A 24,888-nucleotide genomic window follows, 5' to 3' on the forward strand; every position below is an offset into this window, starting at 1 on the left:
AACTCGGGGTGGGGCGCCTGGGCTCAGGCGTTCTTGGTGAAGTCGGAGTAGGTGGTCTCGTCCATCAGGCCGTTGAGCTGGGCCGGGTTGGACAGCTTGACCTTGAAGAACCAGCCACTGGCCAACGGGTCGCTGTTGGCCAGTGAGGGGTCGTCGCGCAGGGCTTCGTTGACTTCGACGATCTCGCCGTCCACCGGCATGTAGACGTCGGCCGCGGCCTTCACCGACTCGACCACGCCGGCCACGTCGCCGGCCGCAAAGGTCTTGCCGACTTCGGGCAGGTCGACGAACACCACATCACCCAGCGCATCTTGCGCATGGACCGTGATGCCGACCACGGCGGCGTTGCTGTCGGCGGCGTTGATCCACTCGTGCTCTTTGGAAAATTTGACGCTCATGAATTTCTCCTGAAATAGGTGTGTTGCTTGGGAGGCTGGATGCAAATCAGCCCCGGTAGTATCGGTTGGGAACGAAGGGCATGGCAGCAACTTGCATCGCCACGGGCTTGCCGCGCACGATGGCGTTCAGCCGGGTGCCCAGGGCGGCCTGGTCGGCGCGCACATAGGCCATGGCCACGGGTTGGTTGATGCTGGGGCCGAGCAGGCCGCTGCTGACTTCGCCAATGCGCTCGCCCGCCAGGGTCTGCAACTCGGTGTGTTCGCGCACCGGCACCCGGTCCAGGGCCACCAGGCCTACGCGCTTGCGGGTCAGCACGCCAGCAGTGCCCTGCAGATCAGCCAATTGGGCCAGGACCTTGGCGGCACCCGGGAAGCCACCTTCGCGCTCACCACCGGCACGTCGCACCTTCTGGATGGCCCAGGTCAGGCCGGCCTCGACCGGGGTGGTGGTGGTGTCCAGATCGTTGCCATACAGACACAGCCCGGCTTCCAGACGCAGTGAATTGCGGGCGCCCAGGCCGATGGGCTTGACTTCGGGCTGGGCCAGCAGCGTGCGTGCCAGGCTGTCGGCCCGGGCCGCGGGCACGGAGATTTCGAAGCCGTCTTCGCCGGTGTAGCCGCTGCGGGTCACGTAGCAATCGATGCCGCAGATGCTGAAGACGCCGCCGGTCATGAACACCAGTTGCTCCACGCCCGGGGCCAGGCGGCTCAGGGCGGTCACGGCCTGCGGGCCCTGCAGGGCCAGCAAGGCTTGATCGGGCAGGGGAATCACCTGGCAGCGCTGGCCGATGCGGGCCTGGATGTGGGCGATGTCAGCCACCTTGCAGGCGCCGTTCACGATCACGAACAGATCGTCGCCCCGGTTCACGAACATCAGGTCGTCCAGAATGCCGCCCTCCTCATTGAGCAGCAGCCCGTAACGCTGCTTGCCGACGCCCAGGCCGATGACATCGACCGGCATCAGGCTTTCGAAGGCTGCAGCAGCGTCCGGCCCCACCAGTCGCAACTGACCCATGTGCGACACATCGAACAGGCCGGCGGCGCTGCGGGTGTGCAGGTGCTCGGCCATCAGGCCGGCCGGGTACTGCACCGGCATCGAGTAGCCGGCAAAAGGCACCATGCGGGCGCCGAGTTCAAGGTGCAGGGCGTTCAGGGGGGTGGTCAGCAGAGCGGAATCGGTCACGGTCAAGCCTTTGGCAGAGGGGGCACGGCACGCGCAGCCACAACGGCTGCTGCGCAGGGGCCCCGGCTGTCCGCTTTACCTGAGAGATTCACCCGGCGATGCGGGCTTGCTCCTTCGGTGGGCTGCGCCATGCGTTGATGGTGGGCAGCCTCTCTCCAGCTGGGAAACGTCTGTTGCCAGACGGCTGTCAGTCCTTCTGCCTGAGCGTTAGGGCGATGCACCGGTTGTTGCGCTTCGCTTTCGCCTTCGGCGGCCCGATTCGGGATCGGGCTCTCTCCTGACGGGCGGCAGTATAACGTGCGCGCCCAGGCCTGGGGCCGATTATTTGAAACCGAGCACGTGCGGCAGCCAGCTGCTGAGGGCCGGCACGAAGGTGATCACCACCAACACCACGCCGTGCGCCCACAGGAAGGGCATCAGCTCGCGGGTCAGCTCGGACAGCGGCACCTTGGACACGTTCGAGGTCACGAACAGCAAGCCCCCCACGGGCGGTGTGATCATGCCCAGGGTCAGGTTGTAGATCACGATCATGGCGAACTGGATCGGGTCCACGCCGAGCTTCAGGGCCACCGGCGCCAGGATCGGCACCAGCACCATCACGCCGGGCAGCGGTTCGATGAAGATGCCGAACACCAGCAGGAACACGTTCACCACGATCAGAAACATCCAGGGTGACAGGTTCATGCCGATCAGCCAGTCGGCCATCAGCTGGGGCAGGCCCTCGATGGTCAGCAGCCAGGCAAACGAACCCGACAGGCCAATGATGATCAGCACCGAGGCGGTCAACAGCGAGGAGTAGGCCAGGATGTTGGGCACGGCGGACCACTTCAGGGTGCGGTACACATATTTGCCGCAGAACAGCGCGTAGAACACGGCCACGACCGAGGCCTCGGTGGGGGTGAACCAGCCGGCGCGCATGCCGCCCAGGATCAGAATGGGCAGCATCAGTGCCGGCAAGGCCTTCCAGGTGTTGACCAGGATCTCTCTGAGCGGGGGCAGTTGGCCAGCCCCTTTGTAGTTGCGTCTTTTCGAGACATGCCAGTTGACAACGCACATGGCGATCGAAATCAGGATGCCGGGCAGAATGCCCGCCACGAACAGCGCGCCCACCGAGACGCTCTCGTCCTGCAGGGCGTAGACGATCATGGTGATGGATGGCGGGATGATGGGGCCCACGATGGCGGTCGAGGCGGTCAGGGCGGCGGCATACGACTTGTCGTAGCCGGCCTTGTCCATCATGCGGATCAACATCGAGCCCGGGCCGGCCGCATCAGCCAGGGCCGACCCCGAAATGCCCGAGAAAAAGGTGAGCGACACCACATTGGTGTAGCCCAGGCCGCCGCGTTTGTGGCCGACGAACTGGCCGGCAAATTTGAGCAGCACCTCGGTCAGCGAGCCACCGCTCATCAACTCGGCAGCGAGGATGAAGAAGGGCACGGCCATCAGTGGAAAGCTGTCGACGCCGGTGAAGGTTTCCTTCAGCAGCACCAGCAGCGGGTAGCTGTCGGTCAACACCAGGGCGGTGGCGGTGGCCAGGCCCAACGCAAAGGCCACGGGCACGCCGATGGCCAGGTACACGCAGGCCGCAATGATCAGAACAAAACTGGGGTTCATGGGGAAGGCTCTGCGAGGTCAGATAGAGGCGCTGGCCGTGGCATCGAACTGCGCATCGGTGGCGAATTGGCGGTCGGTGATGTAGTGGCGCAGCACCAGCAGGAAATGGATGCACAGCAGCAGCCCGCCCACCGGAATGGCCATGTAGATGTAGCCGAAGGGGATCTGGGTCGCGGCCGTCAACTGGAACATGGCGCGCTGGGTGTATTGCCAGCCGATCCAGGTCATCATCACGAAGAAGGCCATCAACAGGATGGCCACCAGCACGCGGATGGCCTGGCCCACCGGGCGTGGGAAAGCATCTTGCAGGTTCTCGACCGCGATGTGACCCCCGTAGCGCATCACCATGCCCGAGCCGATGAAGGTCAGCCAGATCATCATGTGGCGGGCCACCTCTTCGGCCCATTCGATCGAGGCATTGGTCAGGTAGCGCAAGGCCACGTTGGCAAAGATGATGACCGACATGGCCGCCAGCAGCACGATCAGGGCCCAGCGGTTGGTGGCCACGAAGTAGCGTTCAAAGGTGTTCATGAGGATTCAGCGCGGTGCGCCCAGGGCAGGGGAGAGCGCGCTGCCAGCAAGGCGGCGCGGGGTCCGGCCCGCTTGCAGCTGGGGCAAGCCGGCCGGCAGGGCGATGCTCAGCGCACGTCCTGGATCTTCTTGATGTTGTCGGCGCCAAATTCCTTGGCGTAGCTCACATAGGCGGGCTTGAGGGCTTCGCGGAAGGCGGCACCGTCGACCTTGCGGGTCACGGTCATGCCGTCTTTTTCCAACTGGGCAATGCCGTTGTTCTCGTCGTCGTTGACCTTCTTGCGCTGGGCCACGGCGCCTTTCTTGGCGGCCTCCTGGAACACCTTTTTATCGGCGTCGCTGAGCTTGCTCCAGACACGCTGGGACACCAGCAGCAGGGCGGGCGAGTAGACGTGGCCCGTCAATGAGAGGTGTTTTTGCACCTGGGCGAATTTGGACGACAGAATCACCGGAATGGGGTTTTCCTGCCCGTCGACCGTGCCCTGCTGCAGGGCGCCGAACAGCTCAGGGAAGGCCATGGGCGTCGGCAGGATGCCGAAGGTCTTGTAGCCCTCCATGTGCACCTTGTTCTCCATGGTGCGCATCTTCAGGCCGGCCGCATCGCTGGGCTTGACGATGTCGCGCTTGTTGTTGGTCATGTGGCGGAAGCCGTTTTCCGTCCAGGCCAGGGCGATCAGGCCCTTGGAGGGGAATTTGCTCAGCAGGTCCTGGCCGATCGGGCCGTCCATCACCTTGCGGGCGTGGTCATAGTCGCGGAACAGGAAGGGGATGTCGACGATTTTCACCTCGGGCACAAAGTTGCCGACCGGGCCGGTCGAGGTGTTGACCAGGTCCTGGGTGCCCAACTGCACCGCCTCGATCATCTCGCGCTCTCCCCCCAGGGCAGAGCTGGGGAACTGCTGGCATTTGTAGCGGCCTTGGGTGCCTTTTTCGATCTCGTCGCAGAACACCGTGGAGCCGACACCGTAATGCGAGTCCTTGGTGGTGGCGTAGCCGATCTTCAGCGTGGTGGTCTGGGCGAAGGCGGTGCCGGTGAGGCCGGCGGCCAGCATCATGGACAGGGCGGTGCGGGAAAGGGTCATCTTGTCTCCTTGCTTGTGCTTGTTTCTGTTGCGATTCAAAGTAAATTTGTCATACAACTTTTTCATTATGCGGGGCAGGGACAGACGGCTGAATCCGGGTTTTCGCTAGCTTTGGCGGGCCACCAACGCCTGCGGGTCGTCCAGGTGACTTCCAGCCGCCTTCAAGGGGAGGTGGCAAAGAAAAAGCGCCCACAAGGGGCGCTTTGAAGGGGGGTGAAGGGGGGGAGAGGGGTCTGCCGCGTTGGCAGCCCCCATGCTCACATGCCCGAGTAGTTCGGGCCGCCGCCGCCTTCGGGGGTCACCCAGACGATGTTCTGGGTCGGGTCCTTGATGTCGCAGGTCTTGCAGTGCACGCAGTTCTGGGCGTTGATCTGCAGGCGGTCGCTGTTGTCGTCGTTCTTGACAAACTCGTACACGCCGGCCGGGCAGTAGCGGGCCTCGGGGCCGGCGTACTTGGCCAGGTTCACCTTCACCGGCACAGACGCGTCTTTCAGCGTGAGGTGGGCGGGCTGGTTTTCTGCGTGGTTGGTGTTGCTGATGAAGACACTGGACAGGCGGTCAAATGTCAGTTTGCCATCGGGCTTGGGGTAGTTGATCGGCTGGCACTCGGCGGCCGGCTTCAGGTAGGCATGGTCCGGCTTGGTGCGGCGCAGCGTCCAGGGGATGTGGCCGCGCAGCACGAACTGCTCGAAGCCGTTCATCAACGTGGCGGTGGTCAGACCGTACTTGAACCAGTTCTTGAAGTTGCGGTCCTTGTTCAGCTCGGTGTGCAGCCAGCTGTGCTCGAAAGCCTCAGGGTAGGCCGTCAGCTCGTCGTGCTGGCGGCCGGCCACCACGGCGTCATAGGCCGCTTCGGCGGCCAGCATGCCCGTCTTGATGGCGGCGTGGCTGCCCTTGATGCGACCCACGTTGAGGTAGCCGGCGTTGCAGCCCACCAGCGCGCCGCCCGGGAACACCGTCTTGGGCAGGGCATTGATGCCGCTGGCGTTGATGGCGCGGGCGCCATAGGACAGGCGCTTGGCCGTGACCTCACCCTGGTCGTTTTCGAAGTAGTAACGCACGTTGGGGTGGGTTTTCCAGCGCTGCAGTTCTTCGAACGGGCTCAGGTAAGGGTTGGTGTAGCCCAGTCCGGTGACAAAGCCGAGCGCCACCTTGTTGCCTTCAAGGTGGTACAGGAAGGCGCCACCATAGGTGTCGGACGCCATTGGCCAGCCGGCGGTGTGCATCACGAAACCGGGCTTGTGGCGGGCGGGGTCGATCTCCCACAGCTCTTTGATGCCGATGCCGAAGCTCTGCGGGTCGCGACCCTCGTCGAGCTTGAAGCGGGCAATCAGTTGCTTGCCCAGGTGGCCGCGGGCGCCTTCAGCGAACACGGTGTACTTGGCGTGCAGTTCCATGCCCAACTGGAAGTCGCCGGTGGGTTCGCCTTCCTTGTTGATGCCCATGTTGCCGGTGGCCACGCCCTTGACCGAGCCGTCCTCGTTGTAGAGCACTTCGGCGGCGCTGAAGCCCGGGAAGATTTCCACGCCCAGGGCTTCAGCCTGCTCACCCAGCCACTTGGTGACGGCACCCAGGCTGACGATGTAGTTGCCATGGTTGTGGGCAAACGGAGGCAGCAGGAAGTTGGGCACGCGAAAACCCGATTTCTCGCCCAGAAAGATGTAGGCATCGTCGGTCACCGGCTGGTTCAGCGGGGCGCCGTCGGCCTTCCAGTTCGGCAGCAGTTCGGTCAGGGCCTTGGGGTCCATGATGGCGCCCGACAGGATGTGGGCACCGGGCTCGGAGCCTTTTTCCAGCACCACCACCGACACGTCGGTGCCTTTTTCGGCGGCCAGTTGCTTGAGCCGAATCGCGGTGGCCAGCCCGCCCGGGCCACCCCCAACGACGACGACGTCGTATTCCATGGCCTCTCGCGGGCCGTATTGGGACAGGATTTCTTCGTTGGTCATGGGGCGTCTCGCTGGATAATGATTTGGGTTCGGTGACTCAGTTGTAACCGGCTGCGCGGCATTTTATTCGCAGCATGGCTGAATTAGAACGGTCGTTCGTTTTTTTGTCCTTGTGGAGACACTGTAAATGGCTTTCAGCATCGATTTGTCGGGCCGCGTGGCCTTTGTCACCGGCGCCTCCAGCGGCCTGGGTGCCCAGTTTGCCCGCACGCTGGCCCGGGCCGGTGCTGCGGTGGTGTTGGCCAGCCGCCGCGTCGAGAAGCTCAAGGAGCTGCGTGCCCACATCGAGGGCGAGGGCGGCAGCGCCCATGTGCTGCCCCTGGATGTGACCGATCTGGACAGCATCCGTGCCGCAGTGGCCCATGCCGAGACCGAGGTAGGCTCGATCGACATCCTGGTCAACAACTCGGGGGTCAGCACCACCCAGCGCATCCAGGACGTGGGCGAGGACGATTTCGACTTCATCTTCAACACCAACGTCAAGGGTTCGTTCTTTGTGGCGCAGGAGGTCGGCAAGCGCATGCTGGCCCGTGCCCGCGGGGCGGCGCCCGGCACCTACACCGGCGGGCGCATCATCAACATTGCGTCGATGGCCGGCCTGAAGGTGCTGCCCCAGATCGGCGCCTACTGCATGAGCAAGGCCGCGGTGGTGCAGATGACCAAGGCCATGGCGCTGGAGTGGGGCCGCTTTGGCATCAACGTGAACGCCATCTGCCCCGGCTACATCGACACCGAGATCAACCACCACCATTGGCAGACCGAGCAGGGCCAGAAGCTGGTCAACATGCTGCCACGCAAGCGCATCGGCAAGCCCGAAGACCTGGACGCCTTGCTGGTGATGCTGGCCAGCGATCAGAGCCATTTTGTGAACGGCGCGATCATCGCCGCTGACGACGGCTTTGCGGTCTGAGGGGCGGCGCGGTGCGGATCGAAATCCCTGAGCGCAAGCGCCTGGTCCATGAGATGCGCATCCCCATCCGATGGGGTGACATGGACGCCATGGGCCACGTCAACAACACCAGCTATTTTCGTTACCTCGAAACCCTGCGCATCGACTGGATGCAAGCCATCGGCTGCCCGCCCGCGCCGCAGGGCGAAGGGCCGGTCATCGTCAACGCATTCTGCAATTTCTACCGCCAACTGGAGTACCCGGGCGAGGTGCTGGCGCGCATGTATGTGAGCGACCCGGCCCGCACCACCTTCGAGACCTGGGCCACGCTGGCGCGGGTGGACGAGCCTGATGTGATTTGCGCGGCGGGCGGGGCCACCACCATCTGGGTGGATTTCCCCAAGCAGAAGGCCGTGGCACTGCCCGACTGGATGCGCGCCCACGTGGCGGATTGAGGTCTCAGCGCAGCACGCGGTAACGATCGGCGTTGGCCTGAAGCCAGCGCTCTGCCAGTTGTTGGGCCGAGACGCCCGCGTGCTCTCCTTGGGCAGGCTGGCTGTCGGCCTGATGCGCGGGATGGAAATCGGCCCGGTAATAGCGCAGCAGGGCCGGTACGGAAAGCCGCAACACACCGTGTCGACCCAGCATGAAGTGCAGGGCGCTGCGCCAGGTGCTCAGGCGCCACAGGCTGCCGTCCCGCTTCAGGTTGAGCACGGCCTGGCCCAGGCAGTCCAGGCTGAAGAGGATCAGCACATAGGTGAACCAGCGGCGGCGCCAGGTCAGGTTGCCGCCCAGTGCCTGGTAGAGGTCAAATGCCACGGCGCCATGCTCGGTCTCTTCGGCGGCGTGCCAGCGCCACAAGGTCTGCATGCGGGGCTCGGCACCGGCCAGCAAGGTGTCGTGGCGCAGTGTGAGGTCGGCCAGCACCGCTGTGCAATGCTCATAAGCGCAGGTCACGGCCAGAGGGTGCAGGGCCTTGAGGTGGCGTGCTCGCTCAATGCGCCGCTGCGCCCAGTGCTGCCAGCGATTGACCAGTCCTTGGCGCTCCAACTGCTCGTTGTAGAGGCCATGCACCCGCCGGTGGGTGGCTTCCTGTCCGATGAAGCCCTGGATCGCCTCGCGCAACACGGCATGCTGCGGCCCCTCGGGCAAGGCCTTGAGCGCTTCGCGCACCGAGTCGATGAAGAACTGTTCGCCGACCGGAAAGCTCATCGACAGCGCATTGAAAAACATGCTGCGAAAAGCGTCGCCGCCATGCCAATGGCGCTCAAAGCCGGCGCTCAGGTCGATATCCAGCCTGCGAACGTTCAATGGGCCTGGGGTCGTCATCGCACCCCCCTCAAGCCTTGGCCTTGGGCACGCGCCCCATCAGGTAGAACTCGGGGTTGGGCAGCATGCCGCTGAAACTGGCGATGCGGTTGGACATGCCGAAGAACGCGGTGATGGCCGCGATGTCCCAGATGTCCTCGTCCGAGAACCCGTGCGCGTGCAACGGTGCGAAATCCGCTTCGTCCACTTCGTGCGAGCGTTCGCAGACCTTCATGGCGAAGTCGAGCATGGCGCGCTGACGCGGGCTGATCTCGGCCTTGCGGTAGTTGATGGCCACCTGGTCGGCCACCAGCGGCTTTTTTTCATAAATCCGCAGCAGCGCGCCGTGGGCCACCACGCAGTAAAGGCATTGGTTGGCGGCACTGGTGGCGGTGACGATCATCTCCCGGTCGCCTTTGCTCAGGGAGCCTTCTTCCTTGAGCATCAAGGCATCGTGGTAGGCAAAAAAGGCCCGCCACTCGGCAGGGCGGCGCGCCAACGTCAGAAAAACCTGCGGCACAAACCCGGCTTTGTCCTGCACGGCCAGCATTTTTTCCCGAATATCGTCTGGGACATTGTTCAACTCTGGCGGCTCATAGCGTGAACGGTTCATTTCGGTCTCCATGGTGCTTGTGCTTGCCATCATAGGGTTGCAAAGGGAGGGGCTTTCCTCGATGAAAGCCTTGGGTTGATAAAAACTATTGATTATTTAGAGGCAATTTGTTTTGTTTATTTTGAGTGGCTTTCTACCATTCCTTCATCCAGCTCCCTTTGCATCCTAGGACAACATCATGAGCCAGCCCACCCTGACCACGGCCTCCGGCATTGCGGTCGCAGACAACCAGAACAGCCTCACGGCCGGCCCCCGGGGCCCGATCCTGCTGCAGGACGTTCACCTGATCGAAAAGCTGCAGCATTTCAACCGCGAGCGCATCCCTGAGCGCGTCGTGCATGCCAAGGGCTCGGGGGCGTACGGCACCTTCACGGTGACCCACGACATCACCCGCTACACCAAGGCCAGCCTGTTCAGCACGATCGGCAAGCAGACTGAAACCTTCACCCGTTTCTCGACCGTGGGAGGTGAGCGCGGCAGTGCCGACACCGAGCGCGATCCGCGTGGCTTTGCCACCCGCTTCTACACCGAAGAAGGCAACTGGGATCTCGCGGGCAACAACACGCCCATGTTCTTCATCAAGGACCCGATCAAGTTCCCGGACTTTGTGCACACCCAGAAGCGCGATCCGCAGACCAACCTCAAGTCGCCCACCATGATGTGGGACTTCTGGAGCCAGGCGCCCGAGAGCCTGCACCAGGTCACCATGTTGTTCAGCAACCGGGGCACGCCCGATGGCTACCGCCACATGGACGGCTTTGGCAGCCACACCTTCAGCCTGATCAATGCCGAAGGTGTGCGCGTCTGGGTCAAGTGGCACTTCAAGACCCAGCAAGGCGTCAAGAACCTGTCTGCTGCCGAGGCCGGCCGCCTTGCGGGCGCTGATCCCGACTACGCCCAGCGCGATCTGTTCGAGGCCATTGCCCAGGGCGATTTCCCTCGCTGGAATGTGTTCATCCAGGTGATGACCGACGAACAGCGCCTGGCCTGGGAGGCCCGCACCGGCTGGAACGCGTTTGACCTGACCAAGGTCTGGCCGCACAGCGATTTTCCGCGCCTGCCCGTGGGCGTGCTTGAACTCAACCGCAACCCCGCCAACTACCATGCCGAGGTCGAGCAGGCCGCGTTCAGCCCTGCCAACGTGGTGCCGGGCCTGGGCTACAGCCCCGACAAGATGTTGCAAGGCCGCTTGTTCGCTTACCACGATGCGCAGTTGTACCGGGTGGGTACCAACCACCAGCACCTGCCGGTGAACCGCCCGCGCTGCCCCTTCCACAACCAGCAGCGCGACGGCGCCATGGCCATCGACAACGGAGGCTCGGCGACCCATTACGCCAACGTGGCTGCTGCGGGCACCGCGCCGCAAGGCATGGGCCACGGTGAGCCGGCGTGGGACCTGGTGGCGGCGGCCGCTCGCTACGACGCCCGTGGCAACGAGGACGACTTCACCCAGGCCGGCAATCTGTACCGCCTGCTGTCCGCTGCCGAGAAAGACGACCTGACCAGCAACATTGCCGGTGCCCTGTCCAGCGTGCCGCGCGAGATCCAGGATCGCCAGATCGCGCACTTCAGCCGGGCCGATGCCCAGTACGGTGCCGACGTGGCCCGCAAACTCGGTCGGGGGGCATGATGCGCGCCCGCCTGTGGTTGGGGCTGGCCCTCAATGTCGGGGGTCTGGCGGTGGTGTTGCAGAGCCTGACTTCGCATGGGGTGGGCGCATGAGGGCTCGCACCGCGACGTCCGCGCGCCAGTTTCCCTGGCGTGATGAGTTCTGGCAGGCCCTGCAATCCTGGGCGGCATCGGTGGGGCAGGGCACGGCGGCCTGAAGGTCGGAATTCCTGCTGGGCTGCATGCGAATGACGCAACCCGCCCCCCGATTCAAGTTAAACACCGGTAGCGCAACTGCCGGCGTTATGGCCACCCCGAGGGGTGGCCTTTTTATTTTTAGGGCAGCGCTTCAGCGTGCGCCCAGGTAGTCCAGCTTGCCCAGGGGCACGCCCTGATGGCGCAGCAGGTCGTAGGCCGTGGTCACGTGGAAGAAGAAGTTGGGCAGTGCAAAGCTCAGCAGGTAGTCGATGCCGGTGAAGTGTCGGTCGCCGCTGCGCAGCTTCAACACCACCTCACGGGCTTCCGAGCCATCGATCTGTGCCGGGGCGATGGTCTTCAGGTAGTCCAGCGTCTTGGCGATGCGGGCCTGCAACTCGGCCAGAGTGACTTCGGTGTCCGGGAAGGCCGGGGCTTCCAGACCGGCCAGGCGTGCGGCGCAACCTTTGGCGGTGTCGGCGGCGATGAAGACCTGGCTGGTCAGGGGCAGCATGTCAGGTGCGAGGCGCAACTGGCTGTAGGTGGCGGGGTCGATCCCCTGGGTGGCGGCATGGGCCGCCGCTTTTTCCAGAATGCTGGACAGGGCGCTCAACTGGCGCACAAAAACGGGCACGCTGGCCTGGTACATCGAAATGCTCATGGGGCTTTCCTGGGGGTGTTGCTTGAAAACCGCCATGATCCGCCAAAACCGGTCTTCGTGCCGACCGGTGCCGCATCACCCCGCCAGCAGCCGGTGCACCAGATCGGCGGTGGTGTTGGCCTTGTACTTGCGCATCAGGCGGGCGCGGTAGATCTCGACGGTGCGGTGGCTGATGGCCAGCGAGCGGCCGATCTCCTTGGACGTCAAACCATTCATCAGGTGTGCCGCCACCTCGCGTTCACGGGCCGTCAATTCGGCCTTGACCGGGCGGCGTGAGCTCAGGTCTTCAAAGGTCCAGATGCCGGCTTCATGCGGGTTGTCCCGATTCAGGGCCCGGCCGGTGACGTGGCACCAGAAGGTCTCGCCCTTGAATCGACCATCGACCCGCTTCATGACCCGGTCGTCTGAATAATGCCCATGGACATTCAAAATGGGGGCGATGCGCTCGCCGGTGCGTTCGTATTCGTCAGCACTCGGGTACAGCACCCTGAAAGACTGGCCCACCAACTGGTCCCGCGTGGTGCCGAACATCTCGCACACATGGAGGTTGCAGTCCACGATGGCGCGGTGGCGCGACAACACCAGGCCCACGGGGGCGAGGTCGAAAGCCAGGCGGTAGTCGAGTTCGATCAAGGGCGTCCTACAGAGTCTTGCTTACGAGCTTCTACGTATCCAAATAAGTAGTATCTTCTGCATTCTAAGTTCCACCTGCACGCATCTTCAGGAGACATTTGTGAACAAACTTTTTCCCTCCGCCACCGAAGCGCTCAAGGGCGTCGTCAGTGACGGGCAATTGCTGGCCGTCGGCGGTTTCGGCCTCTGCGGCATCCCCGAGGCCCTGATCGACGCCTTGCGCGACACCGGTGCCAAGAACCTCACCGTGATCTCAAACAATGCCGGCGTTGACGGCTTTGGCCTGGGCAAGCTGCTCGAAACCCGCCAGATCAAGAAAATGATCTCCAGCTACGTGGGCGAAAACAAGGAGTTCGAGCGCCAATACCTGGCTGGCGAACTTGAGTTGGAGTTCACGCCCCAGGGCACGCTGGCCGAAAAGCTGCGCGCTGGTGGTGCCGGCATCCCGGCCTTCTTCACCAAGACCGGCGTGGGCACCGTGGTAGCCGACGGCAAGGAACTGCGTGAATTCGATGGCGAAACCTATGTGATGGAGCGCTCGCTGGTGCCCGATGTGGCCCTGGTGAAAGCCGACGTGGCCGACAAGGCCGGCAACCTGCGTTTCCGCTACACCGCGCGCAACTTCAACCCCGCCGTGGCCATGGCCGGCAAGCTGTGCATCGTCGAGGTCGAGAAGATCGTCGAAGTGGGCGAGATCGCCCCCGATGACGTGCACCTGCCCGGCATCTATGTGCACCGCCTGGTGCTCAACGCCCAGCCCGAGAAGCGCATCGAGAAACGCACCATCACCGAAAAGGCAGGAGTCTGAACATGCCCTGGAATCAAGACCAAATGGCGGCCCGTGCCGCGCACGAACTGCAAGACGGCTTCTACGTCAACCTGGGCATCGGCATCCCCACCCTGGTGGCCAACCATGTGCCGTCCACCATCGAGGTGTGGCTGCAGTCCGAGAACGGCATGCTGGGCATCGGCCCCTTCCCGACCGAAGACGAGGTCGACGCCGACCTGATCAACGCCGGCAAGCAGACGGTCACCACCATCAAGGGCTCGTCGATCTTCGGCAGCCATGACAGCTTTGCGATGATCCGTGGCGGCAAGATCAACCTGTCCATCCTGGGCGCCATGCAGGTCAGCGAAAAAGGCGATCTGGCCAACTGGATGATCCCCGGCAAGATGGTCAAGGGCATGGGCGGCGCCATGGACCTGGTGGCGGGCGTCAAGCGCGTGATCGTGCTGATGGAGCACGTGGCCAAGAAGAAGGACGGCACCGAAGACCTGAAGATCTTGCCGCAATGCACCCTGCCTTTGACTGGCGTGGGCGTGGTGGACCGCATCATCACCGATCTGGCCGTGATGGACGTTACCCCCGAAGGCCTCAAGGTGGTGGAACTGGCCCCCGGCGTGACCCGCGAGTTGCTGCAATCCAAGACCGGCGTCACGCTGATCTGATCGCGGCCTGAATCCGCCAGCACCTGCTGACCGCCCCGAGTGTTTCGAGGGGCGGTCGCCCTGAAGACGAGCCTGGCCTCGTCTTTTTTTCGTGCCACGCCAGCACCCTGGGGGGCAGATGGGCAGAATCGGGCCCATGGAACATGAGCACAGGATGGCCTTCGACGTCACGCGGGCCCCGCCCGGCCCGGTGGTGCTGGTGCTGGCCTCGGGCCGCGGCGAGCGTTTTCGCGCCTCGGGTGGGCTGACGCACAAGCTGCAGGCCGACCTGGGCGGGCGCACGGTGCTGCAGCGCACCCTGGACGCGGTGCGCGCCAGCGGGCTGCCCTGGCATCTGGAGGACCGGGGTCACCCCGGCATGGGCGACAGCATCGCGGCGGCCGTGCAGGCCACGGCCCAGGCGGCGGGCTGGCTGATCCTGCCCGGTGATCTGCCCCTGGTGCGACCTGAGAGCCTGCAATCCGTGGCCCGGGCCTTGTCGACCTGGCCGGTGGTCCTGCCACGCCATGGGGGTGAAAAAGGGCATCCGGTGGGGTTTGGCCCGGCCTGTCGCGACGGCTTGCTGGCCTTGTCGGGCGATGTGGGGGCGGCCTCGGTGCTGCGCCAGTGGCTGGCCCTGGGGCAGGTGCTCACGCTGGATCTGGACGACGCCGGCATCGTGACCGACATCGACACCCTGGATGACCTGGCTCGCGCGGCCTGCCGGCTGTCCAGGTAGGGGCCTGTCGACAGGCCCCTATTCGGTGCTGTGGGGGGCCAGGCGCAGCAGGCGGGCCAGGCTGCGGTCATGGATGCCCAGCTTCAGCAGCCCCTCGTGCGTCTGGCGCACGTAATCCAGGGTGGTGCCGAATTTGCCGCAGGACTGGCTGAAGATGCGCCGGTAATCGGCCTCGCTGAGGTTCCCGGTGTGGCTGGGGCTGCGTCGCGACAACGTGAAGGCCAGCGCCGACACGGTGCCCGTCGGGGTTTGGCAGCGCAGCCAGCGCGGGTCGTAGACGCCGGTCATCATTTCGCGGTGCCACAGCCGCACCAGGGCCGACTCGGCCTCGTGGCGTGGAATGCGGAACACCGCACCCTGGCAGCTACCGCCCGACAGCATGCCGAACACCAGGCCCGGGCACTCTGGTGTACCCCGATTGATGCGGCTCCACATCTTGAGGGCGCGGTGCCAGCCGTGCACACGCGCCGGCCGCTGCTCGTCAAACGCAAATTCGGGGCGCCAGATCAGCGATCCGTAGGCAAAAACCCACAAATCGTGTTGCCCGCCCCATTGGCGTCGGGTGTGCTCCAGCATGGGACCAGGGTCGCGCAAGGCGGTCATGCCTGCCGGGGTGAATTCACTCATGGCTGCTTCGAAATCCAGGGCACTGGGGTCGGAATGAAGGTGGTATTTTGCGCCCGCTCGGCCGGCTGGTCAGCCGGTGTGTGGTTTTTGGAACGAGCCTGCCGACATTCCCATCGATTTGAAAGCGCGAAAAGCGTTGAATTCATCGTTGGCGACAGCAATTAACCAGATTGTTCGATTCAATATGATATTTTCGAGCACTGATCTCAAAAAGGATCTCATGGAGTCTTGGAGCAATGAAGCGCTGGATGCCCTGCGGTACGCGGGCGATCCACTGGCGGACGCCACGGTGGCCCGGCTGATGCACGATTGGGTGTCCCCCCCGGCCGGGCCGACTCTGGAGCAGTTGCAGCAGCTCAATCAGGTGCCTCTGGAGCGCCTGAATGCGGCCACGCGCCTGCTGCAACAGATGCCGGTCAATGGTGGCCTGGCCGATTGGCGACCGCTGCCGCCCCCGGCCTATCCCGATCTGGCCGACGTGCTGGTCGACTATGTGCGGCAGGCCCTGCAGGACTATGACTGGGCGCCGGACCCCCTGGTCAACCAGGCCGAGCAGGTCTTTGCCGAACTGGGCGTGTTGTCCTGTCTGATTCAATTCTGTGCAAGCCTGCCCGAATGCTATGTGGTGCCCGATTTGTCGGACGTCCTGCATGTGGCGGGCCAGCTGGAGCAGCACACCGACCACCGCATCCGCGCCACCGCCGCCATGATCTTTCCGGTCATGTTGCCGGGGGGGCTGACCTCGGCCAGCGGGCGCGGGGTGGGGCAGATCCTCAAGGTGCGTCTGATCCACGCCACCATCCGCCACCTGATCCTGCGCGGGGAACCTCAAGCGGTGCTCGCCTCGGTGCGCAGGGCCGCTGGTACCCCCCAAGGCATGGTGCCACCCCTGTCGTCGGCCACGCCAGTGCAGGGTCTGCAGGCCAGCCTGTTGTCCCATGGCTGGGATCTTCAACAGCACGGCATGCCCTGCAACCAGGAGGAGCTGGGCTACACCTTGCTGACCTTCAGCTACGTCTTTCTGCGCAGCCTGCGTCGCCTGGGGCTCGGGCTCTTGCCCGAGCAGGAGACCGCCTACCTGCATTGCTGGAACCGGGCCGCGCGTCTGCTGGGCGTGAGCGATGCCATGCTGGCCAGCCGCTACGACAGCGCGGCCGAGTTGTTCGCCCTGATCCAGCAACGGGCGCGGGCGGGCCGCCCCTTGCCAGACGTGCGCCCCCTGCTGGGTCAAGCACTGGTGGCCAACCTCGAAAGTGTGGTTCCCTTGCGCCTGCTCAAGCCGGTGGGCCCTTTGATGATCCAACATCTGTGCGGTCAGGAGGTGGCGAGCGAGATCGGCGTGAGCACCCCGGCGGGTGGTTTGAGCGTGTTGATCTTCAATTTGGGCATGGCGCTCACGCGGGGGCTGGATGCCCTTGTGCGCGTGTTCGTGCCCGGGTTTTCGCTGGCGCGCTTCTTCACCCGTCTGATTGGGCAGCAGTATGTGTGGGCTTTTCTGCTCAGTCAGACACGGCCTCTGGTGTTGCCCACCGAGTTGCTGGGCGAGGTCCATGCCACCCTGAACACCTGGTCGGTCGACCCCAAAGCCCCGCGTTGGCTCAATGCGATCGAACGGTGGGTTCATGGCCCCCGATTGGCCAGCGCGTCCGGTACCACCCAACCATGAAGGTCTTGTTGGCCCGGCCGTCTGTTTTTTGGCTGTCGCCATGTGCTTGAGACGGCCCGTGTCGCGTCCACCAGGAGTTCGTTAGATGTTGTGCATTGCCTGTCACGGCGTGTTGGCCGATGGAGATCCGCAGTGCGCTGGCTGTGGACAGGATCAGCGCATGCGCTGTTCAACCTGCGGCACGCCGGCGGCTGCGACCCATCGGTTCTGTGCCTCGTGCGGTGCCCGACTGAGTTTTCAACTGCAAGGTCAGTCTGACGGAGCGCTGAAAGACTCGGCCGAGAAGCGCCACCTGACCGTGTTGTTCTGTGACCTGGTCGACTCGACGGCCCTGTCTGGGGTGGTCGACGCGGAAGACCTGCGCGAAATCATCCAGGCCTACCAGGCGATTGCGGCCGACATCATCCGCCAGTACGACGGTTACATCGCCCAGTACCTGGGCGATGGTCTGCTGGTGTACTTTGGCTATCCGCGGGCGCACGAGGATTCACCGACACGCGCCTTGCGCGCGGCCGAGGGCATCATCTCCGCGCTGCCCCGCCTGAGTGCCCGCCTGCGCCACATCACCACGCTGGATCTGCAGGTGCGCATCGGCATTCACACCGGCATGGTGGTGGTCGGGCAGGTCGGGGCAGGGGCCCGGCATGAGCGCCTGGCCATCGGCGAAACCCCCAACATCGCAGCCCGCCTGCAGGCCGTGGCCCAAGGCAATGAAGTGGTGGTGTCGGGCAGCACCCATCAGGCCATCCGCGATGCCTTGCCCTGGCAGGCGCTGGGCGAGCTCCACTTGCGCGGGGTGGCCCATCCGGTGGAGGCCTGGCGCCTGTGCCGGCTTGGCGAGTCCGGCACGGTGGGCGGGCCCGGCCCGGCACGGCGTCAGATCGGGCGTGACGGCGAGTTGGGTCAGCTCTTGCAGGACTGGCAACAGGCACTGCTTGGCCAGCCGCGGATGGTTCTCATCGAGGGCGAGCCCGGGATTGGCAAGTCGCACCTGCTGGCCCAGTTGAGGCAGAAGGCCCGGGGCGACGGCGCCCTGTCGCTGGTGTTGCGCTGCTCGCCGTACCACGCGGCCAGCGAATGGTTTCCAGTGATTGAAGGCATGGAGCGCCTGGCCCAGTTCCAGCCCCAGGACGACGCCCACGAGCGCTACCGCAAGCTGCAGGCCTGCCTGCCCCCCGGCATGGCCGAGCATGAGCAAGACGTTCTGTTGCTGGCCCGGCTGCTCCGGGCGTCTCCCGACGGCCCAGCCGTTGCCTTGAACCTGGCGCCCGCATTGGCCAAGAAGCGCACCGAAGCCGCCGTGCTGCGCTGGTTGAGTCTGGTGGTGCGGCAGCATCCCATGATGCTGGCAATCGAGGACCTGCACTGGGCCGACCCTTCCACCCTGGCGCTCGTCGGATCCCTGGCCGAGCAGATGGCCTCGCAGCGCCTGCTGCTGGTGCTGACCCAGCGCGCTGGCGACAGTGCCCGCTGGGCCCCGACGCCGAGCACCCGACACCTGGTGCTGGACCGCTTGCCCAGCGAGGCGGCCGAAGCCCTGCTGCTGCACTGCATGGGCGGCAAACGCCTGCCCGCCGTGGTGGTAGCCCGGATCATCGAAAACACCGATGGCGTGCCTCTGTTCATCGAGGAGTTCACCCGCACCGTGCTGGAGTCCGATGTGCTGCAAGAGACCCCGGGCGGCTTCGAGTTGCGTGTGGCCCTGCCGGTGGCGCTGATCCCGGACAACCTGCGTGACTCGCTGGCCGCGCGTCTGGACCGGCTCGATGCCGGCCGCGCTGTGGCGCGCCGCGCCTCGGTGATCGGCCGGCGCTTCCGGCGCAGTCTGCTGGCCGCGCTGTGCGGTGCCGACGAGGCGCTGGTCCAGCAAGGGTTGCAGGAGCTGCTGGCGGCAGGCCTGGTGTTCGCCCTGGAGGGCAGCGACCAGGATTTCGAGTTCAAACACGCGCTGGTTCAGGCCGCCGCCTACGACTCGATGCTGCGGCGCGACCGGCTCATGCTGCATGGACTGCTGGCGGGCGAGCTGCTGCGGCGCGACCCCGGCCTGATGCAGCGCCAGCCCGAGCTGCTGGCCCATCACCACAGCGAAGCCCATCAATGGTCCAAAGCCGTGCAACTGTGGTTGCGCGCCGGGCAGATGGCCCTGGCCCGCTCGGCCAACCACGAGGCGGTGCTGCACCTGCGCGCCGGTCTGGCGCTGGTGGGCCATCTCACGCCAGAAGAGGGGGCTCAGCTCGAACTCAGCCTGTTGAGCACGCTGGCCCCAGCCATCAAGGTCACGCGGGGCTTCACCGCACCCGAGCTGGAAACCTTGTATGCCCGGGTCGAAGCCCTGTGCCAGGTCATGCCGGATCGGCCTGAGATCTTCGTGGCCCTGAATGGCGTCTGGGGGTATCGGCAGGTCAAGGGGCAGCAGGCCGGCCTGGTGCAACTGGCGGAGCAGAACCTGGCCTTTGTGCAACGTGCCGGGGCCCCCACCATGCTGGCCCAGGCCACTTTCTCGGTGGGGGTGTCCCTGCTGTGGACCGGCGATTTCCGGGGTGCCAACGAAACCTTTTTGCGCGCGGTCGAGGTCTACGACCCCGTGCGCGATGCCGAGACCTGTCGCATCTATGGCTCCGACCCGCGCGTGGCCGCCGAATGCTACCGGTCCTATGCCTTGTGGGCGCTGGGCCTCACCGATCAGGCCCAGGCAGCCATCGAGCGAGCCGGGCGCTGGTCGAGTGCGCTGAACCATCCCTTCAGCCAGGCCTGGACCCTGGCCTTCCGCAGCGCCTACAACGTGATGGTTCATGAGCCTGAACGCCTTTTGCAGGAGATCGACCAGCACATCGCCTATTGCCGCGAGGTCGGCCATGTGTTCTGGCTGGCCACCACCACCGCCAGCCGAGGCTGGGCCCTGGCCATGAGCGGCCGCCTGACCGAGGGCATCGAGGCCCTGCGCGCAGCGCTGGCCTTCCAGGGCTCGATTGGCGTCGGCGTCATCCAGCCGCAGTGGCGATGCAAGCTGGCCGAGGCCCTGATGCTGAATGGCCAGTACCAGGATGCCTCCGATGAGATCGAGTCGGCGCTCAAGGCCTGCGAGGCCAACGAGGATTTCTTCTGCCGCATCGAGATCCTGCGCGTTCGGGGCGAGATCGAATGGCGCCGCCACCCTCAAGAGCCCGAACTGGGCTTGGGCCATCTGCGTGCCGGCCTGGAGCTGGCGCTGCGCCTGCACCAGCTGCCCTGGGGGCTGCGCATCGCCACGCAGTTGTGGCGGGCCGCGCAGGCCGGGGGCCCGCCGGCGCCCTGGTTGCCCGAGCTGCTGGCCCAGGTGACCGAAGGTCAGGATACCTGGGTCGTGCGCGAGGCGCGCGCGGCCCTGGCGGCCAGCACCTGCCCGCTCAGCACAGATCCTGCCCTGTAACCCCTTCGTACAGCGGGCGGCCCAGCACGGCGTTGCCAGCCTGCAGCCCGGCCATGGCGGCCGCCTCCACGCAGCCGGCGTTGAAGCCGTTGTCGATCCAGTCGCCCGTGATCACCAGGTTGTCAAAGCCGGTTTCATTGGCCTTGATGCGCGCCGAGGCGCTGCCCGCCACCGACATCACGTAGCGCTCCGAGGGATCGACGTTGGCACGCTGGTAGACCTCGACCACGGCGTCGGCGGGCAGGGCGCCCGCACCGTTCACGGCCTGGGGCCACAGCAGGCGCACGTGCTCGCGGGTCAGCACCTCGGTGGCGGCCTTGACCTTGTCCAGTGCCCGGTGGGGTGTGGCCGCGTCTTGCGGGTCCAGTGGGGGCTCATCCAGTGCGCCGCAGAAGTAGGCGACGTTGCGCGGGGCCTGACCTTCGGGCCAGATCTCCATGGGCAGCAGGTGGCTCATGTCGGCCCAGCTGTCCAGCGGCTCGATGAAGGAGTCGACGATCGGCGGCGGGGCGGTCCAGCCCAGTTCGGCCAGAGGGGGGCGAAGCCAGAACTGCACGCCCTGGGTGCACACGGTCTTGACCCGGTCGACCATGGTCTGCCAACGCGGCTCGGCCCGGCACAGCTCGTCGCACAGCAGGGGCACGCTGCCCAGTGAGATGCCGAACACCACGGTGTCAAAGTCACGCCCGCGTTGCAGCTCGAACTCGGCTGCGTTGTCCCAGCGGAACCACAGCGACTCCAGGTCCAGGCCCTGTTCGGTCGCGGCCTGGCGCAAGGCCTCGCCCTGGCTCAGTTGGCTGTAGTCGGGCTCGGCCGGCCAGCAGTCCAGGCCTTTCACGTTCACCAGCGGTTGGTAAGGGCTGGGGGTGTCGACCTGGCGGGCCATGCCGATGCGTTCGATGGCGCGGCCGTCCTCCGACAGGCTCAGGCGCTGAACTTTGTGGAAAAAGCGGAACTGCACCCCGCGCTGGGCCAGGGCCTTGTACAGCGGGGTGAAGATGGTGTCACCCATGCCGGCACGCATCTTCCAGAAGATCGCACCGTTGTAGGTGCAGCACATGCGGAACAGGGTGCGCACCGTGGGGGCCGTGGCGTAGTTGGCGCTGCGTTCGGTGTCCTGACTGTCCCCTTGGTCGAAGGCGAACACAAAGTCGTAGAACAGTCGCAGCAAGGGGTTGACACGGGTGTCCAGGGTGGCGGGCATGGCCCCGTGGCGCCGCAGCCAGACCCGGATCTCCTCGTCCAGCTCGCCCAGCGGCCGGCCTTCCAGCACCTGGTCGATCAGCAGGCCCCGCAACACCGACACCACCAGATCGACCATCAGCAGATGGCGCAGGGCGGCCAGGTCGTCCGGGTCCAGTCGTTCGTACTCATGGGCCACCCAGGTCTGCAGGTGCCCGAGCAGGCTTTCGATCAGTTCGCGCTCGCGCGCCTGGTGTGCCTTGGGGTCTTTGGCCAGGCGGGCCAGCAATTGCTGCAGCAGCACCAGGGCACCCAAGCCAGCGCTGACGGCCACCTCTTCCACTGTCAGGGCCAGCTCCTCGGCCTGCTCCTTGATCCAGCCGATCAGGCCATGGTGATGGATCGGGTGCTCGTTGCGGTACACCCGCGCATGCACCGACTGGCCGGCCTGCCCCAGCAGCAACTGCACCAATTCGGACAGGTAGGACCACAGTGAGGGCAGGGCACCACCTTGCCAGGGCCGTTGGCCGTTGGTGGGCATCTGCATCATCCAGGGCGTGGGGTCGCCGTCGAAGGCTTCGTAAGCCCCCACATAGCTGTGCGGCTCGAAAGCATCCTCGCACCGCAGGAACACGCCCTTGGCGATGCGCGGCGGGGTGTGGCCCACAGCCACGGGTTCGGCGTCGGGGTTCAGCTCGGTCAACGCCTGCTGCATCATGCGAAACGCGTTGTGGTAGAAGCCCAGCCAGATGTGCAGCCCGTGTTCCTCGATGCGCCAATGCGGGGCGCGTCGCCCGCTGGCCCCCTTGCCGCCCAGCCGCCAACCCATCTGGTACACCGTGACCTCGTAACGGTCCTGCCAGCCCGGTTCGCTGGTGATCTGGAAGGCGCTGGTCATGGCGCCGACGCCACCTCCCAGAATCGCGATCTTCTGCTTGCCTGAAGCGTTCTGCGCTTTGTTCATGGAGCGTTCTTAATTGTTAATAATGATCATTTTTCCGATCAGCGGCGAGTATCCGGGGACGTTCTGTATGGGGTCAAGTCGTTTTTTGAGGCAGGGCCAGCCTCTGCAGGCCCTGCCGCATGGCATGGGAAATGCATGATCCGGGGCAGGGCAGCGGGCCGTCCGGGCCCGTGCCTTCTGTGTTCCTCTGTCCCCTGGGCCTCCACCTGATGACCTCTGATTCCCCTCTGACAGCCCCTGCTGCTGCCGCTGACCTCTTGCCCACTGAAGTGCCCCTGGATGAGCGCGACGGCCGCTACCTGCGTCAGGCCATTGGTCTGGCCGACCTGGGGCGCTCGCGCGGCAACCGGCCTTTTGGTGCGGTGCTGGTGTCGCCTGAAGGCGAGGTCATGGGCGAAGCCTGGTGCAATACCACCGAAACAGGCGACTGCACCGGGCATGCCGAAACCAGCCTGGTGCGCGCGGTCAGCCCGCGTTACACCCGCGAGGTACTGGCCCAGGCCACCCTGTATTCCTCGGGCGAGCCCTGCGTGATGTGTGCCGGGGCCATCTATTGGTCCAACATCCGGCGCGTGGTGTACGGCATTGACGCCTGGCGTCTGCGTGCCTTCCGGGGCGAACGCCTGGACCAGCGCGATGCCGAGTTGTCATGCCGCGATGTGTTCGAGGCCTCGCCCTATGCCATCGAATGCATCGGCCCAGCGCTGATCGACGAAGCCAGCCGCTCGCACGTCGGCGCCTGGAAGGCTTGACGGGCCTCGCATGAACGCCCAGCCCAAGGCCCTGGACGACACCGGCCCTCAGACCCGACAGCGGCTGGGCCGTGAGCGCACGTTGGCCCTGATCCGCGAGGCGGCGATTGCCGAGTTCAGCCTGCACGGCTTCAAGGGCGCGTCGACCCAGGCGATTGCCGAGCGGGCCGGCCTGACCAAGCCCCAGTTGCACTACTACATCCGGGGCAAAGACGAGTTGTACGAAGAGCTGCTGGGCTCGGTGCTGGCCGGCTGGAGCAACGCCTTCGTGTTTGACGGCAATGCCGACGAGCCGCGCGAGGTGCTGCGGGAGTACGTGCGCCGCAAGCTGGACTACGCGCTGGACAACCCCGGCCTGTCGCGCATCTTCACCAGCGAGGTGCTGGCCGGCGGACGCAAGCTGGGGCGCTACTGGCCGGTAGCACGCCAGTCCACTGACGACAAGGTGGCCGTCATCGAACGCTGGATGTCCCGGGGGCTGATCCGCCCCCTCAACCCACGCGTGCTGCTGATGCAGATCTGGGGCATGACCCAGCATTACGCCGACTACGGCGTGCAGGTGCGGGTGATGCTCGGGCTGGCGCCCGATGCACCGATCGAACGCGAGCCCATCGTGCATGAACTCACCAATTTCGTGCTGCTGGGCTGCGGACTGCCCGCGGATGACGCAGCGGTGCATCGCCCTGGGGCATCCGGGCCTGCTTGACCCGGGTCATGCCCGCTGCCACCTCGAATCCAGCCTGGCACAGGCTTTGCAAGTGATTTGACCGATTGATCAAATCAAACGGTCAACTTTCAGCCGATGGGGTCTTGCTGGGGTTGATGCCTTCGCCACGAAAGGGGAGAAGTCGATGCGGATTCTGGTGATTTATGCCCACCCGGTGGAGACCAGCTTCAATGCGGCGCTGCACCGCCAGGTGCTGGAAAGCCTGCGGCAGGCGGGCCATGAGGTCGATGACTGCGATCTGTACGCGGAAGAGTTCAATCCGGTGATGTCGCGCGAAGAGCGGCTGGGCTACCACGAGGTGCCGCACAACCAACGCCCGGTGCAACGCTATGTAGACCGCCTGATGTGGGCCGAGGCCCTGGTGTTCTGCTTTCCGACCTGGTGCTTCGGCTTGCCGGCCATCCTCAAGGGCTTTTTTGACCGGGTGCTCATGCCCGGCGTGGCGTTCGACATCAGCGACCCGCAGAACGTCAAGCCCTCGCTCACCCACATCCGGCACATCTCGGCCGTGGTCACCTATGGCCGCCCGCGCTGGACGGCGCTGCTGATGGGCGACCCGCCGCGCAAGGTGATCTCTCGCTACCTGCGCCTGCTCACTGGAGGTGGGGCCAAGGTCAGCTACCACGCCCACTACCACATGAATGTGGCCACCCCGAAGACGCTGGAGGCCTTCAAGGCCCGTGTCGGCCAGGCCATGAGGCGCTTCGCATGAATCTCTCCGATCTGAATC

The 24,888-nt window shown here is 65.1% G+C and carries 23 protein-coding genes and 2 riboswitches; of the genes, 11 read left to right on the plus strand and 12 right to left on the minus strand.

Features of this window, described 5'->3' with window-relative positions:
- Nucleotides 1-23: 23 nt before the first annotated feature.
- From gcvH to AC07PT_RS02235, 6 genes are all read right to left on the minus strand, one after another.
- Nucleotides 24-398 carry a glycine cleavage system protein GcvH gene (gcvH, locus tag AC07PT_RS02210; protein WP_494655628.1) on the minus strand — a complete coding sequence of 125 codons (375 nt, stop codon included), beginning with the start codon at nucleotides 396-398 and terminating at the stop codon, nucleotides 24-26.
- Nucleotides 399-444: 46 nt separating this feature from the next.
- Nucleotides 445-1,587 carry a glycine cleavage system aminomethyltransferase GcvT gene (gene gcvT, locus AC07PT_RS02215; RefSeq protein ID WP_494655629.1) on the minus strand — a complete coding sequence of 381 codons (1,143 nt, stop codon included), beginning with the start codon at nucleotides 1,585-1,587 and terminating at the stop codon, nucleotides 445-447.
- Between the two features lie 50 nt (nucleotides 1,588-1,637).
- A riboswitch (glycine riboswitch) is annotated at nucleotides 1,638-1,750 on the minus strand.
- Between the two features lie 9 nt (nucleotides 1,751-1,759).
- Nucleotides 1,760-1,871: riboswitch (glycine riboswitch) on the minus strand.
- A 31-nt stretch (nucleotides 1,872-1,902) separates the two neighbouring features.
- Nucleotides 1,903-3,195 carry a TRAP transporter large permease gene (locus tag AC07PT_RS02220; protein ID WP_494655630.1) on the minus strand — a complete coding sequence of 431 codons (1,293 nt, stop codon included), beginning with the start codon at nucleotides 3,193-3,195 and terminating at the stop codon, nucleotides 1,903-1,905.
- Between the two features lie 18 nt (nucleotides 3,196-3,213).
- Nucleotides 3,214-3,726: a TRAP transporter small permease gene (locus tag AC07PT_RS02225; protein ID WP_492345298.1), complete on the minus strand. Its 513-nt coding sequence runs from the start codon at nucleotides 3,724-3,726 to the stop codon at nucleotides 3,214-3,216.
- Between the two features lie 107 nt (nucleotides 3,727-3,833).
- Nucleotides 3,834-4,808: a TRAP transporter substrate-binding protein gene (locus tag AC07PT_RS02230; RefSeq protein ID WP_492345299.1), complete on the minus strand. Its 975-nt coding sequence runs from the start codon at nucleotides 4,806-4,808 to the stop codon at nucleotides 3,834-3,836.
- Nucleotides 4,809-5,065: 257 nt separating this feature from the next.
- Entirely contained in the window at nucleotides 5,066-6,757 is a 1,692-nt protein-coding gene (locus AC07PT_RS02235; protein WP_492345300.1) for an electron transfer flavoprotein-ubiquinone oxidoreductase, read from the minus strand.
- A 127-nt stretch (nucleotides 6,758-6,884) separates the two neighbouring features.
- Here AC07PT_RS02235 and AC07PT_RS02240 point away from each other — a divergent pair, with 127 nt between their 5' ends.
- Entirely contained in the window at nucleotides 6,885-7,667 is a 783-nt protein-coding gene (locus AC07PT_RS02240) for an SDR family oxidoreductase (RefSeq protein WP_492345301.1), read from the plus strand.
- A gap of 11 nt (nucleotides 7,668-7,678) precedes the next feature.
- Nucleotides 7,679-8,101 (plus strand): acyl-CoA thioesterase, encoded by a 423-nt coding sequence (locus tag AC07PT_RS02245; RefSeq protein WP_492345302.1) that lies wholly within the window; start codon nucleotides 7,679-7,681, stop codon nucleotides 8,099-8,101.
- A 4-nt stretch (nucleotides 8,102-8,105) separates the two neighbouring features.
- On the opposite strand, the gene AC07PT_RS02250 is transcribed toward AC07PT_RS02245, so the two are convergent.
- Both AC07PT_RS02250 and AC07PT_RS02255 read right to left on the minus strand, forming a co-directional pair.
- Nucleotides 8,106-8,975 (minus strand): metal-dependent hydrolase, encoded by an 870-nt coding sequence (locus tag AC07PT_RS02250; RefSeq protein ID WP_494655631.1) that lies wholly within the window; start codon nucleotides 8,973-8,975, stop codon nucleotides 8,106-8,108.
- 10 nt (nucleotides 8,976-8,985) lie between these two features.
- Complete coding sequence (locus AC07PT_RS02255) at nucleotides 8,986-9,567, minus strand: peroxidase-related enzyme (protein ID WP_492345304.1); 582 nt, start codon at nucleotides 9,565-9,567, stop codon at nucleotides 8,986-8,988.
- A gap of 178 nt (nucleotides 9,568-9,745) precedes the next feature.
- Between AC07PT_RS02255 and AC07PT_RS02260 the strand changes: the two genes are divergently transcribed.
- On the plus strand, nucleotides 9,746-11,197 hold the full coding sequence (locus AC07PT_RS02260; protein WP_494655632.1) for a catalase: 1,452 nt from the start codon (nucleotides 9,746-9,748) through the stop codon (nucleotides 11,195-11,197).
- A 327-nt stretch (nucleotides 11,198-11,524) separates the two neighbouring features.
- Here AC07PT_RS02260 and AC07PT_RS02265 read toward each other — a convergent pair whose 3' ends face one another.
- Both AC07PT_RS02265 and AC07PT_RS02270 read right to left on the minus strand, forming a co-directional pair.
- On the minus strand, nucleotides 11,525-12,031 hold the full coding sequence (locus tag AC07PT_RS02265) for a DUF1993 domain-containing protein (RefSeq protein ID WP_494655633.1): 507 nt from the start codon (nucleotides 12,029-12,031) through the stop codon (nucleotides 11,525-11,527).
- A gap of 75 nt (nucleotides 12,032-12,106) precedes the next feature.
- On the minus strand, nucleotides 12,107-12,661 hold the full coding sequence (locus tag AC07PT_RS02270) for a helix-turn-helix transcriptional regulator (RefSeq protein WP_494655686.1): 555 nt from the start codon (nucleotides 12,659-12,661) through the stop codon (nucleotides 12,107-12,109).
- A 103-nt stretch (nucleotides 12,662-12,764) separates the two neighbouring features.
- Here AC07PT_RS02270 and AC07PT_RS02275 point away from each other — a divergent pair, with 103 nt between their 5' ends.
- The 3 genes from AC07PT_RS02275 (at nucleotide 12,765) to AC07PT_RS02285 (ending at nucleotide 14,831) form a co-directional block, all read left to right on the plus strand.
- The gene (locus tag AC07PT_RS02275) at nucleotides 12,765-13,472 is read left to right on the plus strand and encodes a CoA transferase subunit A (protein ID WP_492345307.1); all 708 of its coding nucleotides are present in this window, start codon (nucleotides 12,765-12,767) and stop codon (nucleotides 13,470-13,472) included.
- Nucleotides 13,473-13,474: 2 nt separating this feature from the next.
- Nucleotides 13,475-14,113, plus strand: a complete 639-nt coding sequence (locus AC07PT_RS02280) for a CoA transferase subunit B (RefSeq protein ID WP_492345308.1) — start codon at nucleotides 13,475-13,477, stop codon at nucleotides 14,111-14,113.
- A 136-nt stretch (nucleotides 14,114-14,249) separates the two neighbouring features.
- Nucleotides 14,250-14,831, plus strand: a complete 582-nt coding sequence (locus tag AC07PT_RS02285; protein WP_494655634.1) for a nucleotidyltransferase family protein — start codon at nucleotides 14,250-14,252, stop codon at nucleotides 14,829-14,831.
- 18 nt (nucleotides 14,832-14,849) lie between these two features.
- Here the strand turns inward: AC07PT_RS02285 and AC07PT_RS02290 are convergent, their stop codons facing one another.
- Nucleotides 14,850-15,458, minus strand: a complete 609-nt coding sequence (locus AC07PT_RS02290) for a gamma-glutamylcyclotransferase (RefSeq protein ID WP_494655635.1) — start codon at nucleotides 15,456-15,458, stop codon at nucleotides 14,850-14,852.
- Nucleotides 15,459-15,678: 220 nt separating this feature from the next.
- Between AC07PT_RS02290 and AC07PT_RS02295 the strand changes: the two genes are divergently transcribed.
- Both AC07PT_RS02295 and AC07PT_RS02300 read left to right on the plus strand, forming a co-directional pair.
- On the plus strand, nucleotides 15,679-17,124 hold the full coding sequence (locus AC07PT_RS02295; RefSeq protein WP_494655636.1) for an oxygenase MpaB family protein: 1,446 nt from the start codon (nucleotides 15,679-15,681) through the stop codon (nucleotides 17,122-17,124).
- 160 nt (nucleotides 17,125-17,284) lie between these two features.
- Complete coding sequence (locus tag AC07PT_RS02300) at nucleotides 17,285-20,533, plus strand: AAA family ATPase (protein WP_494655637.1); 3,249 nt, start codon at nucleotides 17,285-17,287, stop codon at nucleotides 20,531-20,533.
- Here the strand turns inward: AC07PT_RS02300 and AC07PT_RS02305 are convergent.
- Nucleotides 20,511-22,679: an NAD(P)-binding protein gene (locus AC07PT_RS02305; RefSeq protein ID WP_494655638.1), complete on the minus strand. Its 2,169-nt coding sequence runs from the start codon at nucleotides 22,677-22,679 to the stop codon at nucleotides 20,511-20,513. The two genes, AC07PT_RS02300 and AC07PT_RS02305, sit on opposite strands and share 23 nt — an antisense overlap.
- Nucleotides 22,680-22,888: 209 nt before the next feature.
- Here AC07PT_RS02305 and AC07PT_RS02310 point away from each other — a divergent pair, with 209 nt between their 5' ends.
- The 3 genes from AC07PT_RS02310 to AC07PT_RS02320 all read left to right on the plus strand — a co-directional run bounded on the left by AC07PT_RS02310 (nucleotide 22,889) and on the right by AC07PT_RS02320 (nucleotide 24,870).
- Nucleotides 22,889-23,431 carry a nucleoside deaminase gene (locus tag AC07PT_RS02310; protein ID WP_494655639.1) on the plus strand — a complete coding sequence of 181 codons (543 nt, stop codon included), beginning with the start codon at nucleotides 22,889-22,891 and terminating at the stop codon, nucleotides 23,429-23,431.
- A gap of 10 nt (nucleotides 23,432-23,441) precedes the next feature.
- Nucleotides 23,442-24,137: a TetR/AcrR family transcriptional regulator gene (locus AC07PT_RS02315; RefSeq protein WP_492345315.1), complete on the plus strand. Its 696-nt coding sequence runs from the start codon at nucleotides 23,442-23,444 to the stop codon at nucleotides 24,135-24,137.
- Between the two features lie 145 nt (nucleotides 24,138-24,282).
- Nucleotides 24,283-24,870 (plus strand): NAD(P)H-dependent oxidoreductase, encoded by a 588-nt coding sequence (locus tag AC07PT_RS02320; RefSeq protein ID WP_492345316.1) that lies wholly within the window; start codon nucleotides 24,283-24,285, stop codon nucleotides 24,868-24,870.
- Nucleotides 24,871-24,888: the final 18 nt, after the last annotated feature.

This window comes from Curvibacter sp. GW821-FHT09D12 (assembly GCF_059416245.1).

Coding starts and splice junctions, on each gene's coding strand:
- AC07PT_RS02260 (WP_494655632.1), top strand. CDS start 9,746: ATGAGCCAGCCCACCCTGACCACGGCCTCCGGCATTGCGGTCGCAGAC.
- AC07PT_RS02295 (WP_494655636.1), top strand. CDS start 15,679: ATGGAGTCTTGGAGCAATGAAGCGCTGGATGCCCTGCGGTACGCGGGC.
- AC07PT_RS02255 (WP_492345304.1), bottom strand. CDS start 9,567: ATGAACCGTTCACGCTATGAGCCGCCAGAGTTGAACAATGTCCCAGAC.
- AC07PT_RS02290 (WP_494655635.1), bottom strand. CDS start 15,458: ATGAGTGAATTCACCCCGGCAGGCATGACCGCCTTGCGCGACCCTGGT.
- AC07PT_RS02300 (WP_494655637.1), top strand. CDS start 17,285: ATGCGCTGTTCAACCTGCGGCACGCCGGCGGCTGCGACCCATCGGTTC.
- AC07PT_RS02310 (WP_494655639.1), top strand. CDS start 22,889: ATGACCTCTGATTCCCCTCTGACAGCCCCTGCTGCTGCCGCTGACCTC.
- AC07PT_RS02250 (WP_494655631.1), bottom strand. CDS start 8,975: ATGACGACCCCAGGCCCATTGAACGTTCGCAGGCTGGATATCGACCTG.
- AC07PT_RS02280 (WP_492345308.1), top strand. CDS start 13,475: ATGCCCTGGAATCAAGACCAAATGGCGGCCCGTGCCGCGCACGAACTG.
- AC07PT_RS02285 (WP_494655634.1), top strand. CDS start 14,250: ATGGAACATGAGCACAGGATGGCCTTCGACGTCACGCGGGCCCCGCCC.
- AC07PT_RS02225 (WP_492345298.1), bottom strand. CDS start 3,726: ATGAACACCTTTGAACGCTACTTCGTGGCCACCAACCGCTGGGCCCTG.
- AC07PT_RS02230 (WP_492345299.1), bottom strand. CDS start 4,808: ATGACCCTTTCCCGCACCGCCCTGTCCATGATGCTGGCCGCCGGCCTC.
- AC07PT_RS02320 (WP_492345316.1), top strand. CDS start 24,283: ATGCGGATTCTGGTGATTTATGCCCACCCGGTGGAGACCAGCTTCAAT.
- AC07PT_RS02305 (WP_494655638.1), bottom strand. CDS start 22,679: ATGAACAAAGCGCAGAACGCTTCAGGCAAGCAGAAGATCGCGATTCTG.
- gcvH (WP_494655628.1), bottom strand. CDS start 398: ATGAGCGTCAAATTTTCCAAAGAGCACGAGTGGATCAACGCCGCCGAC.
- AC07PT_RS02235 (WP_492345300.1), bottom strand. CDS start 6,757: ATGACCAACGAAGAAATCCTGTCCCAATACGGCCCGCGAGAGGCCATG.
- AC07PT_RS02265 (WP_494655633.1), bottom strand. CDS start 12,031: ATGAGCATTTCGATGTACCAGGCCAGCGTGCCCGTTTTTGTGCGCCAG.
- AC07PT_RS02240 (WP_492345301.1), top strand. CDS start 6,885: ATGGCTTTCAGCATCGATTTGTCGGGCCGCGTGGCCTTTGTCACCGGC.
- AC07PT_RS02315 (WP_492345315.1), top strand. CDS start 23,442: ATGAACGCCCAGCCCAAGGCCCTGGACGACACCGGCCCTCAGACCCGA.
- AC07PT_RS02220 (WP_494655630.1), bottom strand. CDS start 3,195: ATGAACCCCAGTTTTGTTCTGATCATTGCGGCCTGCGTGTACCTGGCC.